Origin of the sequence: Pseudomonas sp. FJ2-5-13 (assembly GCF_029201605.1) — a bacterium.
In the GTDB taxonomy this organism is placed as follows: Bacteria; Pseudomonadota; Gammaproteobacteria; order Pseudomonadales; family Pseudomonadaceae; genus Aquipseudomonas; species Aquipseudomonas lactis.
This window is the reverse complement of sequence record NZ_CP104045.1, coordinates 3,188,008-3,201,493: the sequence shown is the minus strand read 5'-3', so window position 1 is coordinate 3,201,493 and position 13,486 is coordinate 3,188,008. Positions and strand designations below refer to the sequence as shown.

The window sequence follows — 13,486 nt, the reverse complement described above, 5'->3', positions numbered from 1 at the left end:
GAGCGAGCTTGCTCGCGAAAAACGTCAACGATAACGCGGGATGTCTGGATGCCCGTGTTGTCTTTGCGTTCTTCGCGAGCAAGCTCGCTCCTACAGGTATGTCGGCGTTAGATGTGGGCCAAGGCCTGCGCCAGGTCGGCGCGCAAATCCTCCACATCTTCAACCCCCACCGACAACCGCACCAGCCCATCGCCAATGCCCAATTGCGCGCGCGTCGCCGCCGGGATGCTGGCATGGGTCATGATCGCCGGGTGTTCGATCAGGCTTTCCACGCCCCCCAGGCTCTCGGCCAGGGCGAAGATCCTCACGTTTTCCAGAAAGCGTGTCGCGCCGGCCAGGTCGCTGTTCAAGTCCACTGAAATCATCCCGCCAAACCCGCGCATCTGCTGTTTCGCCAGGTCGTGCTGTGGGTGGGATTCCAAGCCCGGGTAGTGAACCCGCGACACTTGCGGCTGTTGTTCCAGCCAGGTGGCCAGGTCCAGGGCATTGCTGCAATGGCGCTCCATGCGCAGCGCCAGGGTTTTTACCCCGCGCAGGGTCAGGAAGGCATCGAACGGCCCGGCGATGGCGCCGATGGAGTTTTGCAGGAAGCCCAGTCGTTCAGCCAAGTCAGGGTTGTCGCCGACGATGGCGATACCACCGATTACATCGGAATGCCCATTGAGGTATTTGGTGCTGGAGTGCACCACGATGTCGAAGCCCAGCTCCAGCGGGCGCTGGATCCAAGGGCTGGCAAAGGTGTTGTCGGCCACGCAGGTAATCCCGCGGGCACGGCAGATGCGGGCGACTGCGCGCAGGTCGGTCAGGCTCAGCAGCGGGTTGCTTGGGGTTTCGACCCAGACCATGCGCGTGTCGTCCTGCAATGACGCTTCAAAGGCTGACACGTCGCTGAGGTCGACATAGCTGAAGCGGTGCCCGGCACTGCGCTGGCGCACCTTGTCGAACAGCCTGAAGGTGCCGCCGTACAGGTCATTGCCCGAGACGATATGCGCGCCGGCATCCAGCAGTTCCAACACAGTGGAGATCGCCGCCAGCCCCGAGGCAAACGCAAACGCCTGGCTGCCGCCTTCAAGGTCGGCCACGCAGCGTTCCAGGGCAAAACGCGTGGGGTTATGGGAGCGGCCATAGTCAAAGCCCTTGTGCACGCCGGGGCTGTCTTGCAGGTAGGTGGAGTTGGCGTAGATCGGCGGCATCAGCGCGCCCGTGGTCGGGTCGGGTGACTGCCCGGCGTGGATCACACGGGTGGCAAACGCGCTTTTATCGGGCTGGCTCATGCAAGGGATCTCCGTAGGTGGTTAAGCAGGTCGACGCGGGTGATCAGGCCATGAAAGCCTGCGGCGTCGGCAATGATGGCGACCAGGCCGCGATCCAGCTCGGCCTGCAGTTCGGCCAGGCTGGCGCTGGGGGCCAGGGTGTGCAGGGTGTTGGTCATGGCGCTGGCAACGGTCATGGAAAAGTCTGCGGCGTCGTGGTGCAGGCCCAGCAGGATGTCGGACTCGTCGATGACGCCCACCAGGGTCTGGCCATCGACCAGCACCGGCAGTTGCGACACGTCCGCCAGGCGCATGCGCTGGAAGGCGGTGAGCAGGGTGTCGTCGGGGCTCACGCTGATCACCCGGCCGTCTTCGAAGCGGCGGGCGATCAGGTCGCGCAGGTCGCCGTAGTGCTTGTATTGCAACAGGCCGGCGTCGTTCATCCACTGGTCGTTGTAGACCTTGGACAGGTAGCGCGTACCGGTGTCGCAGACAAAGGTCACCACGCGCTTGGGCTCGGTTTGCTCGCGGCAGTAGCGCAGGGCAGCGGCGAGCAGGGTGCCGGTGGATGAGCCGCCGAGAATGCCTTCGGCCTTGAGCAACTGGCGGGCGTGGTCGAAGCTGTCGGCATCGCTGATTGAGTAGGCGTGGCGTACGCTGGACAGGTCAGCGATCGAGGGAATGAAGTCCTCACCGATGCCTTCCACCGCCCAGGAACCGGGGGTTTCCAGCGTGCCGCTGCGGCTGTATTCGGCCATCACCGAACCGACCGGGTCGGCCAGCACCATGGCCAGTTCGGGTTGCACGCGCTTGAAGAAACGCGTCAAACCGGTGAGCGTGCCGGCCGAGCCAACGCCCACCACAATCGCGTCCACATCGTGCTGGGTCTGCGCCCAGATCTCCGGCGCGGTGCTGGTCTCGTGGGCCAACGGGTTGGCCGGGTTGTTGAACTGGTCGGCGAAGAACGAGCCCGGAATATCCTTGGCCAGGCGCGCTGCCACGTCCTGGTAATACTCCGGATGGCCCTTGCCCACGTCGGAACGGGTGATATGCACCTCGGCGCCCATGGCCTTGAGGTGCAGCACCTTTTCCGTGGACATCTTGTCGGGCACCACCAACACCACCCGGTAACCCTTGGCCCGGCCCACCAGCGCGAGGCCCAGGCCGGTATTGCCAGCGGTGGCTTCAATGATGGTACCGCCAGGGCGCAAACGACCGTCGCGTTCGGCAGCGTCGATCATCGCCAGGCCGATGCGGTCCTTGATAGAACCGCCGGGGTTTTGCGATTCCAGTTTGAGAAACAGCGTGCAGGGGCCGGTATCGAAGCGGCTGACCTTGACCAATGGGGTGTTGCCGATCAGCTCAAGTACGGCAGGGCGTGAAGGCGTGGGCATGTCGTCTCCTGGTTACGGGATGGGCGTAGGGCGAGGGACAGCAAAAAAACAGCATGGCTTGGAACATAGGCCGGTATCGCCGGTGTCGCAACCGGGCGTCCGTTGGATGACTTTTTTTGCCGCATGGGGGGAGGGCGCGCAATCAAACGGTGGGAGCGGGCTTGCTCGCGAAGGCGGCCTGACAGCCAACGCTTATCTAGCTGACGCCCCGCGATCCAAATGTGGGAGCTGGCTTGCCTGCGAAGGCGGCCTGACAGCCGACCGGGATCTGAGATCAGACTGAGTACATATCCGTTATGTAGGTAACGGCCACTTAGGGTTCCGCCCTGACGGCGGCTCACTTTTGAAAAGCCGGAATTCCGGCCAGCGTGGTTTGACGGGGCGCCTAAGATCAAAAGCAGATCAAGAGCGACTCGCTTCGCATCGTGGTTACCGTTGAGAGCTGCAGAGTTATGTAGATACCTATGCCTTCATGTGGGAGCGGGCTTGCTCGCGAAAGCGGTGGGTCAGTTTTCACATGTGCTAGCGGATACATCGCCTTCGCGAGCAAGCCCGCTCCCACAGTTCAGTTCCCGGCAATGGCGGCTTCGATGGTCGCGATGTCGATTTTGGTCATGGTCAACATCGCCTCAAACGCACGCTTGGCGACGGCAGGATCTTTACTGGTAACCGCATCGACCAACACCCTCGGTGAGATCTGCCACGACAGCCCCCACTTGTCCTTGCACCAACCGCAAGCGCTTGCCTGCCCACCGTTGTCGATGATGGCATGCCACAAGCGGTCGGTTTCCTCCTGGTCATCCGTGGACACCTGAAAGGAAAACGCCTCACTGTGCTTGAACATGGGGCCGCCATTGAGGCCCACGCAGGGGATACCCAGTACGGTGAATTCCACGGTCAACTCATCACCCTGCTTGCCGGATGGGTAGTCGCCAGGGGCATGGTGCACGGCCTTTACTGCGCTGTCGGGGAAGGTGTTGGCGTAGAAGGTCGCTGCCTCCAGGGCATCGCCGTTGTACCAGAGGCAGATCGTATTCTTGTTGTTCATCGCAAGGCTCCTCGGGTTGGAAGGTGCATGAAGTCTAGACTAACAACCTGCGATGCTGCTCAGGCTTGCACCGCCTCTCTGCCAGAGCGTGAGTCGGCCCGCCGCGCACGCCAGCCCAAACCCAGCACCATCAACAAACCCAGCCCAGCCATGATCGCGCCTGCCAGTGAAATGGCCGGATAGCCCAGCCCCGCGTTGATCACTGCCCCTCCCAACGCCGCACCAATCGCATTCCCAAAATTGAACGCACCGATGTTCATCGCCGAAGCCAGGTTAGGCGCGTCTTTGGCAGCCTCCATCACCCGCATCTGCAACGGCGGCACGAGGGCAAAGCTGGCAGCGCCCCACAGCAGGATCGACAGCGCAGCGGGCAGCGGCCATTGCATGAGCACCGAGAAGGCCAACAGCACGGCAATCAACACCACCAGCGAGATGATCAAGGTGCGGTCCACCGAGCGGTCCGCAGATTTGCCACCCCACACATTGCCCAGGGTGAGCCCGATGCCGAACAGCACCAGCATTCCGGTGACGAAGTTGGTCGAAGCGTGGGTGACGTCTCGCAGAATCGGCGCGATGTAGGTGAATACCGTAAACATCGCACTGGAGCCCACCACGGTCAGCGCCAACGCCGCCAGCACCGGCCCGCGACCCAGCACACGAATTTCCGCCATCAGCCCGCCGCCTTTAGGGGCCGGCGCATTGGGCAGGGCCCACCACAGCGCCGCCATCACCACCGCGCCAAGCCCACTGATGCCCCAGAACGCGGTACGCCAACCAAAGTTCTCGCCAAACCAGGTCGCCAGGGGCACGCCGCCAATGGTTGCCAGGGTTAGCCCCATGAACATCGCCGCCACAGCCCCCGCGCGCTTCTCGGGCGCCACCAGGCTTGCGGCCACAATCGAGCCAATCCCAAAGAACGCCCCGTGATTGAGCGACGTCACCAGCCTGGCGATCATCAGCGTCTGGTAGTTGCTGGCCAACGCCGACAGCAAATTACCCAGGGTAAATATCGCCATCAGCCCAATCAGCAAATAGCGGCGGGGCACCCTGGCCGTCGCCAGGGTCATGATCGGCGCGCCAATCAACACGCCCATGGCGTAGGCGCTCACCAACAGCCCCGCAGCGGGAATGGAGACATCAAGATCAGCGGCGATACCGGGCAACATGCCCATAGGGGCAAACTCTGTGACCCCGATGCCAAAGGCACCGACGGACAATGCTACAAGGGGGGGATTGATACGCATGGGTGACTCCTCATCTGTGAGTCAAATGCTACAATCCTGCCTTTTGCAGCAGTAGCCCTTGGTTGGGAACTACAGCTTTGCGCAGGAGGCACAAATGGACATCGGCGGGCGGTCGGGAGAGATGGAAGTGTTCACCATGGTCGCCGAGCACGGCAGCCTGTCAGGTGCGGCAAGGGCCTTGGGGCTGACCCCATCGGCCATCAGCCGCATCATCACCCGCACTGAACAGCGCATCGGCACCCGCCTGTTGCTGCGCACCACCCGCGCCATCACCTTCACCGCCGAAGGCGAAGCCTACCTGCGCGGCGCCCGGCGCATCCTGGCCGACATGGCCGAAGTCGAAGACGCCATCACCGACCAGGGCGCGCCCCGCGGACGCCTGCGTGTCAGCGCCGCACTGGCCCACGGCCGCATGACCATCGTCCCCCTGATCGCCGCCTTCAGCGCCCGCTATCCCGCTATCGTCGTCGACCTGATGCTCGGCGACGAAGTCGTAGACATCCTCGGCGGCCAGGCCGACGTCGCCATCCGCTTCGGCCCCCTCGCCGACAGCCCCCTGACTGCTCGCCTTATCGGCTCTACCAGGCAGGTTATCGTCGCCTCGCCGGAGTACCTGGCACGGCATGGCACTCCCGTGACGCCGCAGGATTTATTGCAGCACAACTGCCTGCGCTTCAACTTCCGCCGAGCGGCGCCGGATTGGCCATTTCGGGTGGAGGGGCGGGAGTTTTCGCTGAAAGTAGCGGGGACGATTGAGGGGAACAGCGGCGAGGCATTGGCGCAGTTGGCGAAGCTGGGGGCGGGGGTGGCGAGGATTGGGGCGTTTAGTGTGGTGGAGGAGGTGAGACGGGGGGAGTTGGTGGTGTTGCTGGAGGCGTTTAATCCGGGGGATGTGGAGCCGATTCATGCGGTGTTTGTGGGGGGAGGGGCGATGCCGGCGCGGGTTAGGGCGTTTGTGGATTTTTTGGTGGAGAGGTGTGGGGGAGAGGATGCGTCAGTTTAAATTCTGGAGGGAGGCGGGTTTCGCCCACACGCGGTTATTTGGAACTGAGGTGTCGAGTCTTGATCGAACAGAGATAAGCTACTGAAGACTTCGTAACTTCAGAGGGCATTTTTTAAATTGATTAGCCGGCAATTTATAGCAGATTAGATACTCGCAGTGGTGAAGCTTAGCGACGTGGACAGTGCCTCTTCAAATTGCTCAAATTCATCTCTGCAATGCGCAATGGTTTTGTCGTTAACAGACTTTATTTCAGCAATGCTTTCAGCAAGACCAACGTTGTTGGTTAATAGCATTTCTCTAGCTGCTACATGTGAGAGTAAATGTAAGCATAAGTTTTTACCTTGATCGGTGACGCCTAAAAAAGTGACTGAGTGATTTTTGTTGTTTTGCTTGCGATCGAATATGATGTGTTCGTCGTAATAATGAAAGCTAGGATGAAACATTTCTACAAAGGACTCTGGTCGAGGGTAATATTTTTTTCCTGACTTTGAACTATACGCCCAGTTGGTGGCGCTTTTGATGTCATTGCAGCGATAACAGGCTACTGCTAAGTTAAAGAAGTGAAAGGTATACTGGATAAAGTGCTTTCTTGGTAATATATGTTCAATAGGCTTTGCATGTGCGGTCCCCAGCAGAGGTGTTCTGCAATAGCAGCATTTCCCATGTTGTGCCTCTTCAATTACAGAACGAATTTTTTTTGTTATAAATTTTCCAGCTACGCCGGAGGTCGCGGTCTTATTGTAATTTGAAAGCTCGCCCCACAAATCCCGTTTAGATAAGATTTGGCTGTTTGAGCAGGTTTCGAACTCTTCAATGGCCAACCAATACATGTTTTCTAAATATTTAAGTGACGCTTCGCGGTGTTTTTGCACGGGGTGGCAAGTGCTTTTGTAAGACTTCAGTCGATCGCGGAGTTCCTTCCTTGTCCTAACGGTGTAATTAGACATTATGTAATGCTCTTTTCTCAGCTAGTGCCAAGATGGCAGCCATAGCGGTGCTGATCAATTGCTCATCACTTTCTTGACGGGCTTCGGCCTGTTTGTTGCCAGTAAGTTTGATGATCTCTTCTAATCTTTTGAGTTCTCGAATCGAGTTTGGTGCAATTGACTCAATATTTGATGGGACTTCATTTGCTGCACGTATGGCAGAGGCGACAAGCTTGGCGCATTGCTCTTGAACTTGTTTGTTGTACGGCGTATATGTTTCAAAGCCCTCCATTAAAATTGTTTCAACGGACTGTTTGCTCTCAAGAGATATTTCTTTTAATTGTCCATTGTTCATGCCGAAACAAGGGCTTGTGCTTTTGCTGTTTGCAATCAAAATAGGCGAATGAGTGGCAACTATAAAAGAGCAGCTTAGTTCCTCAGAAAGGCGACTCAGCATTTCTGGTAGTCTTTGTTGCCAGCGTACATGCAAGCTATTCTCAGGCTCGTCTATTAGATAGACGGTATCCGGCTTGTGAGAGTCAATAATTTTAGTTGTAAGCATTATGATGCTTTGTTCGCCGGAACTAAGCTCGGAAAAAGTTGTAATTCTATGGGTGTCTTTACTCTTTACTACCCCAAGTTGATATCCTGCAGTACGTATATTAATTAAGGCTTCTTGGTTCTCGCTCGCAGTGCTACTTAAAGGTATTAAATCTTTTCTACGCGATTCATTTTTTGATTGGTTTGGCGCAAGGAAATAGCTAGTCCTGTATTCTAGACAATCCATTGCTCTAAGAAAAGCATCTAGAAGCACTTGATTTTTAAAGATGTTGATAACTGATATGGACGCCTCTCTTTCGATTTTCTCCATGGTTACCGCCTTGTTTGAAGTCTTCAAGCCCTTGTAGACAAAGCTTTTCAAACTAGATGGCATTTCAAAAGGAAAACGGTCATGGATGGAGGTAGATATGCCAACAACAGGATTTTCCACAGTGCTAAGAGAGTTCGCTATGTCTTTTAGTAAAAGGCTTTTGCCAGCGCCGTTATTGCCAATAACGTATATCGTTTGTTTTTTTTGTTTCTTTAAAATTAAAGTTATGGGAGACGAATTTATTGAAATTGAAGGTTGAGAGTCAAAGGGTGCGGATGTGGGGCGTTTTTTTTGAGTCAGAATAAGCAAAAGCTCTGCTTTCGTGTCGTAGTCGAAGGATATGCATAAATTTTCAACATTTTTGAAACCATCTTCAAAAAGATTGTCAGAAATTCGTTTCACGAGATCTGGAATTGGTTGCATAGCTTGCCTTCTGGCTCCAAGCCACTTTTTATATATTAACCCCGCTAGAACGGAACGCTCCAGCGCGTCAAGACCTTCAATGTTTTTGTTTTCTCTGGTGATGTCAATATCCAGAAATTTGTTCTTTTTAGTTATATCGTCTGGCTGAATAAAAAGTGCAATGTACTTCTGGATTTTTTTGTCATAGCCGACGGATGTAAACGAAATTCGAGCCTGGATCGTGAGATTCAAGTTAAGCAAAATGCGCATGTCAGCATTATGCTGTCTTTGAGGTGCGTCTTCAAATTTAACTATGTATATATAAGTACCGCTAGTGCTGTTAGATGCAAACTGTTTTACAGTCAGAAATCCAGAACGATTAGGTTTGATGTTAGAGAGCTCTGTATTCCAGAGTTGCTCGTCTGGAGGGTCAATTAGGTATATGTTGGTCGCGCTAGAGTTTAAGCCAGTATGCTGTAGTCCCAAAAAATTTGCGCTTAGATTAAGCTCTTTAAACTTAAGCTCAAGAAGGGTTTTTTGTGGTTGCGTATTGCCGTGGATCATTGGGAATGAGAAATTATCAGTGGAAATTCCTGGTCTGGTGGCCATGCCTTGTTTGGCTGAAGCCTCACCAGTATTAGGGTAAGTATCAATAAGTTTAGCGCGGCCATCATAAACGATCTCGCCAATGAGGGAGGCTACAATTTTACAATGTGTTGGGTTGATTTTTATAATGTCTGCTATCATATAATCAATGTGCAGAAGCAATGTGCTTGTTATATGGTTGCTGCTGACTTTGTTAAGAAAGCTTGAGGCATGTTGCTCAAAAAGTACAAGCTTAGGGATGTCTTTGCTGCTAAGTTGTTCGATGTGATATGTTTCAGTGAGAAGTCTGATGGTGTCCGCAATTTTAATACTTGGAGATTTGAAGTTTTTTTGATTGTGGGAGTGGATTATGACGAAAAAAGCCCAATTTAACTTTTCCTCGCTCCAGCGTGGAAGCTTTGATTTTATCTTTCGCATCGCTGTTAAAATTGAATTTGCGGTGACTTCTCGTTCGTCATTATACATGTAACAATCCCTGATTCAGGCTCCATAATTCATAAAGTTTAACAAAATAATATACCGTGTGTCTAGATTTGATCGCTGTAACTCATTATTTGTTAAAATGGCTAAAGATTTTACCTGTCGACTTTTGAGTTTGTGAGTCGCTGCGATACGCAGGCTTGCGTCCAAATTGTACGGGTGGTGTTTGGGGATGCAGTACTGATGAATTTTGAGGTCCTGCCGATTAATTAGTTGCTGGAGTGCTATGCTTTAGAGTTTACATAAGCTCTAATAAGTGTTTGATGTCTTTAGAGGAGTACTAAAATTGACGCTTAGAAAACTTCATAAGCTCAGAAACTCTGGCGAGGTTTTCAACCTGATCAATAGTCAGTTCTGTCGCTTTGTAAGTTTTTATAAATTGTCAATAAGGCCAGTGTCGCTGCTCCCGCTCGAAAGCTATCAATCGCTAATCACGGCAACCGGCCAAAAGCCGGCGTTCTATGGTCGAACTGACGCCCCGACGCAACGTTAGCTGTTATAGATCCTAAATTGAGGGGGCGAAGATTTTCAGCGCTAGCTATTTTCCTAGAAATAAATCCGTCCCCTTTCCTTTCCATTGCGCAGCGAATGGCGAGCCTTCAAGAACGAGCGCTCACACGTCACCAAAGCCAACACCATCATCTTCCGATCCCGGCAGACCCACTGCGTTGCCTGTCCGATGAAAGCCAAGTGCTGCCCAAATACATCGTTCCGCAAGATTGCTCGCAGCGTCCATGAAGCCGCTCGTGATGTGGCTCGGCGCATCGCAGCGACGCCGGCATATCAGCGCTCTCGCCACGAGCGTAAGAAGGTCGAAATGTTGTTTGCTCACCTCAAGCGCATCCTGAAACTGGATCGTTTGCGGCTACGTGGCATGAGTGGCGCGACCGACGAGTTCACGCTGGCCCCCGCGGTGCAGAACCTGCGCCGGCTGGCCAAATTTACCTCTCAAGGGCCACCTGCTACGGGATAGGTGTGCCTGCACGAAGCAAAAAACCTCAAACCAACCCACTAACCGAGCTGCAAGGCTCAACGAAGGGCCGAAAAGCCACTCAATGTGGTGAGTAGGTTCTCCGGTGGTGGTCGTGCCTGAGTTCAGGCGAGTTGAAAATCCGACTTTTTCAACAGAATCGGCCGATTTCTGCCCGTCGCGATAGGCAGAAATCGACCGAAAGCAGACGCTCAGCAAGGTTGGCGTTGGCGAGTAACCGGCTAAAGGTTAGAGGCCGCGCTGTGCATCGGCGCCCATATCGTTCCAGTTGCTGACGACATTGGCCAACGCGTCGGGCAGCTCATCGAAGGGCAGCCACTCAACGATAAATACACAACATTGTCGGATAAAATTATCTCTGTAGCTGTGCCAGCTTCTATAGCCCCTGTACATAGCTCTTTTGTTGGCGCAAAAATTAGCCGAAACAGCAAGCAGCAATGGCAGTGCTCCGTCGACTGAACACTCATTAAGGAAACGACGGTCCGCTGCTAGAAAACTCAGCGCGTCCATCATTGTCAGGATCTTCAGAGGCAGTCCAACGGTATGGGCGAAATTCTTCGGTAAGGGCGCCTTAAGGGCGAGTGACAGTCCGTGTCTTTCTTCGCGGATGGGATACCAAAAATCGTCGTTGTCTTGCAGTGGATACAGTGCGCTGGCTATCGCACGTAACCGGTGTTGATTCTGAGAACGAGTTACAGATGTAGGGTTTGCAGCATCTCTAAGTATTTCGCTGGCAGCTTTAAGATCCAAGTTTTGCCGGGCTCGTACTAAGTTATGGAGTTTCCTAGCTCGCTGATCGGCCGCCAGCTCCTGAAGATCAGACATCAACGCTCGGAAGTCAGATTTTTCACCAATCCCTTTTAGGCTCTGCCGATCAACGTCGAGCCCGTCGCCACCATCTCCTCGTCCCGGTGGTAACGGTGGACCATTACCATTGTTACCAGTAGGCCCAGAACCACCACCAAGATAAGTACGGCGAACAAATAGGCCGAGCAACTCCAGTGTATCGAAGCCTGATTCTTGTTTTCCATCTATCGAGAACTGCTCCTGAAATCCACGCTGAGCGGCACCAAAAGCCATTGCACGACTGACGTTCTCCGGTTCAAAGTATGGAGCCGCCATCCTGATGGTTTGGATCCGCTCTACGTCCCACACATCATTACTGCAAGCTCGATGCGACGCAAACACCACACCCTCCAATGGCGCCCAGCTATCGATGTACCATTTCATTTCCATCGATTACTCCTTCCCTGATTACTGACCGACTTATGAGGAATGTCTCTAGACTCAAGGCGAGAGCTAACTGCCTGGCGACGCCCCATCCATAGCAACTCTTCGGGCGTAAGATTCTTGCTCTGATACCATGCTTGCTCTATGCCCAGCTCCGTCAATCTGTCGTCCGGATGTGACCGAACCTCCAAGATTGCTTCACGGTCCACAGGCCCTTCATGCAATGCTTCAACGTAATCCTCATCGACCAAAATACCCTCAGCAATTTGTCCCGGCGTCAACAGTCGCGGCCGCCCTGCATTGTGTTGCAAAACTTTGATCGACAACATCGACTTAAAGTCATCTGAGCGAAAGTCGCACATCATGTTTTGGATGAGGTCGCGCTTCTGGTAGGTAGGCAGAGGACAGAGGAGTGTTTTGAAAGGCTCACTTATGAAGTCATATGAGTTTCTGTCCAGCACCCTTTTCACGAATTTGGCATCATCGGGCGATTTCAGCGCAACGCAATACTCGCCGTAATACCGCACGCCCGTACCTGCCCCTGAAATTGCGCAAAAATAGACTTGTTCTGGGTCGGCGAGCGCCAACATCTCGTCGACTTTCTTCCTATTTTTGGATGCTCCGCGAAGTTTCCCCCCCACCACTGGTTTCTGGTACGCGTTTAGATACTTTCCGGAGTGAAGAAAATTTCCTAAGGCGTCCGCCCCCAAGTTAAAGATGACGTGTACGTAATCCCTTTTACCGTCCGCTGCAAATTCAACTGCATCTACGTTTGCTTTCGTAAATCCGCCTGCGAACCAATCATCGGATTTGGCCAACAAAATCTTCTTACGCTCCTCCCAACTCCGGTTGATGTAGTCAAAGGGAGACGCTGGCAAGGCTGGTGAAACCGTCAACATTGGCGAGGCTGGTACGGTTGTGTTGTCACCTAGGTGCCACCCTAATTTTTTTAAAAGTCTGTTGAGCATCTGATCTCCCTATCCGCGACTGCCCGAGGGCAATGTTCGATCTTGCCAGACGTGCAAGGCGCATTGCCACTGTTAATAGGTGCTTTCGCTGTTCGCGCATTCTTTCGCTGCGGGTATCTTAAGTTACGCCTGAGTTTGATTTACCAAGGTCTGTCGTCCGCTTCTAGTCGATCTCAGCGTGTGCTGAACGGCCGCATAGGGTCGATTGCAGTCAGCGAGGCGACGCACCCCACGCGCTGGCCTGTTCGATTCCAGCGCGCGGAGATCATCCGCTAGCTAACGGCGTCGGCAGGGGTAACTTCTACCTCGGAAGCCTCCTTCTGCAATCGCCGTCCGATAACATCCATCAGGTCACATCCGTCACGCAACGGTATAGCCAACAATTGTGCGAAGTCTGAAAGCACAACGCAGTCAGCGTCTACCTCACCCCGAAAGGCAATGTTCTCCAACACTTGAGTCACGGTGCGAATGCGGTAGTCAGCCATCGCTTGCAGCACATCAAGCGGCGCTTCCGAGTCAATAAGCAGGGACGCTGGAACCAGATCGATTCCGGTGAGGGGGATATATCTTTCCATCGTTGAATCTCCGATAAGTGCAGCGGTTAACCACCACCCAGTCGTCGCCAAACGATCGGGTGGCAGCTGTACGCAGGTTGGCGAACCGGTATCGGAGACCCGGCAGACCCGAAGGTCTCCCGCGCACAGCTGCCATTGAGGCAGCTTTGCGAATGTGCAGCAGCATCTGCAAAAAAGCGCAGTGCTTTTGCATCCGATAGTCAGGTCGCCAAACCTGATCGCCATATGGGCGACGGGACGGACTATAAGTGTCAATGCGTTGGAGGATCAACCTTGAGGTTGTAAACGGCTTTGATACGCTGAAGCTCATGACCACCCAGCGGGGGTACTCACCCCATCCATTTTTCTATCCATCCTGGACGTAATCGCACCGTCTCAATCTCTCGGATATTCCCTTAATCCTTTTTAGCATTTCACTGCACCGATACGCTTTTTAAGCTTGCTGAAACGTTTCATCGAGTTTATAAGTCGCAAACAACTCCAATAAAGGCCACC

At 53.9% G+C, this 13,486-nt stretch carries 10 protein-coding genes and 1 pseudogene; 2 read left to right on the top strand and 9 right to left on the bottom strand.

The genetic code is table 11. From position 1 onward, the window contains the following. Window positions 1-107: 107 nt before the first annotated feature. The 4 genes from N2A98_RS13880 to N2A98_RS13865 all read right to left on the bottom strand — a co-directional run bounded on the left by N2A98_RS13880 (window position 108) and on the right by N2A98_RS13865 (window position 4,939). Complete coding sequence (locus tag N2A98_RS13880; protein WP_275622146.1) at window positions 108-1,274, bottom strand: cystathionine gamma-synthase; 1,167 nt, start codon at window positions 1,272-1,274, stop codon at window positions 108-110. Continuing rightward, the gene (locus N2A98_RS13875; RefSeq protein ID WP_153474815.1) at window positions 1,271-2,647 is read right to left on the bottom strand and encodes a cystathionine beta-synthase; all 1,377 of its coding nucleotides are present in this window, start codon (window positions 2,645-2,647) and stop codon (window positions 1,271-1,273) included. Before N2A98_RS13875 ends, N2A98_RS13880 begins: the two co-directional genes overlap by 4 nt. Before the next feature lie 565 nt (window positions 2,648-3,212). Then, window positions 3,213-3,695: a VOC family protein gene (locus tag N2A98_RS13870; RefSeq protein WP_044270776.1), complete on the bottom strand. Its 483-nt coding sequence runs from the start codon at window positions 3,693-3,695 to the stop codon at window positions 3,213-3,215. A 59-nt stretch (window positions 3,696-3,754) separates the two neighbouring features. Then, window positions 3,755-4,939 (bottom strand): MFS transporter, encoded by a 1,185-nt coding sequence (locus N2A98_RS13865; protein ID WP_078803225.1) that lies wholly within the window; start codon window positions 4,937-4,939, stop codon window positions 3,755-3,757. A gap of 94 nt (window positions 4,940-5,033) precedes the next feature. Between N2A98_RS13865 and N2A98_RS13860 the strand changes: the two genes are divergently transcribed. Next, window positions 5,034-5,942, top strand: coding sequence for a LysR family transcriptional regulator (locus N2A98_RS13860; RefSeq protein WP_275622145.1), 909 nt, complete (start codon window positions 5,034-5,036; stop codon window positions 5,940-5,942). Window positions 5,943-6,085: 143 nt separating this feature from the next. Here the strand turns inward: N2A98_RS13860 and N2A98_RS13855 are convergent, their stop codons facing one another. Continuing rightward, window positions 6,086-6,889, bottom strand: coding sequence for a hypothetical protein (locus N2A98_RS13855; protein ID WP_153474818.1), 804 nt, complete (start codon window positions 6,887-6,889; stop codon window positions 6,086-6,088). Beyond that, window positions 6,882-9,212 (bottom strand): AAA family ATPase, encoded by a 2,331-nt coding sequence (locus tag N2A98_RS13850; protein ID WP_275622144.1) that lies wholly within the window; start codon window positions 9,210-9,212, stop codon window positions 6,882-6,884. The genes N2A98_RS13855 and N2A98_RS13850 overlap by 8 nt, the downstream gene beginning before the upstream one ends. Window positions 9,213-9,801: 589 nt before the next feature. On the opposite strand from N2A98_RS13850, the pseudogene N2A98_RS13845 reads away from it, so the two are divergent. Beyond that, window positions 9,802-10,200 (top strand): annotated as a pseudogene (locus tag N2A98_RS13845) (transposase); the annotation flags it as partial. Between the two features lie 246 nt (window positions 10,201-10,446). On the opposite strand, the gene N2A98_RS13840 reads toward N2A98_RS13845, so the two are convergent. The 3 genes from N2A98_RS13840 to N2A98_RS13830 form a co-directional block, all read right to left on the bottom strand. Then, window positions 10,447-11,454 (bottom strand): hypothetical protein, encoded by a 1,008-nt coding sequence (locus N2A98_RS13840; protein WP_153474820.1) that lies wholly within the window; start codon window positions 11,452-11,454, stop codon window positions 10,447-10,449. Next, window positions 11,445-12,416 (bottom strand): hypothetical protein, encoded by a 972-nt coding sequence (locus N2A98_RS13835; protein ID WP_153474821.1) that lies wholly within the window; start codon window positions 12,414-12,416, stop codon window positions 11,445-11,447. Before N2A98_RS13835 ends, N2A98_RS13840 begins: the two co-directional genes overlap by 10 nt. A 272-nt stretch (window positions 12,417-12,688) precedes the next feature. Further along, complete coding sequence (locus N2A98_RS13830) at window positions 12,689-12,991, bottom strand: hypothetical protein (protein ID WP_153474822.1); 303 nt, start codon at window positions 12,989-12,991, stop codon at window positions 12,689-12,691. Window positions 12,992-13,486 lie beyond the last annotated feature (495 nt).

Coding starts and splice junctions, on each gene's coding strand:
- N2A98_RS13880 (WP_275622146.1), bottom strand. CDS start 1,274: ATGAGCCAGCCCGATAAAAGCGCGTTTGCCACCCGTGTGATCCACGCC.
- N2A98_RS13875 (WP_153474815.1), bottom strand. CDS start 2,647: ATGCCCACGCCTTCACGCCCTGCCGTACTTGAGCTGATCGGCAACACC.
- N2A98_RS13870 (WP_044270776.1), bottom strand. CDS start 3,695: ATGAACAACAAGAATACGATCTGCCTCTGGTACAACGGCGATGCCCTG.
- N2A98_RS13865 (WP_078803225.1), bottom strand. CDS start 4,939: ATGCGTATCAATCCCCCCCTTGTAGCATTGTCCGTCGGTGCCTTTGGC.
- N2A98_RS13860 (WP_275622145.1), top strand. CDS start 5,034: ATGGACATCGGCGGGCGGTCGGGAGAGATGGAAGTGTTCACCATGGTC.
- N2A98_RS13855 (WP_153474818.1), bottom strand. CDS start 6,889: ATGTCTAATTACACCGTTAGGACAAGGAAGGAACTCCGCGATCGACTG.
- N2A98_RS13850 (WP_275622144.1), bottom strand. CDS start 9,212: ATGTATAATGACGAACGAGAAGTCACCGCAAATTCAATTTTAACAGCG.
- N2A98_RS13840 (WP_153474820.1), bottom strand. CDS start 11,454: ATGGAAATGAAATGGTACATCGATAGCTGGGCGCCATTGGAGGGTGTG.
- N2A98_RS13835 (WP_153474821.1), bottom strand. CDS start 12,416: ATGCTCAACAGACTTTTAAAAAAATTAGGGTGGCACCTAGGTGACAAC.
- N2A98_RS13830 (WP_153474822.1), bottom strand. CDS start 12,991: ATGGAAAGATATATCCCCCTCACCGGAATCGATCTGGTTCCAGCGTCC.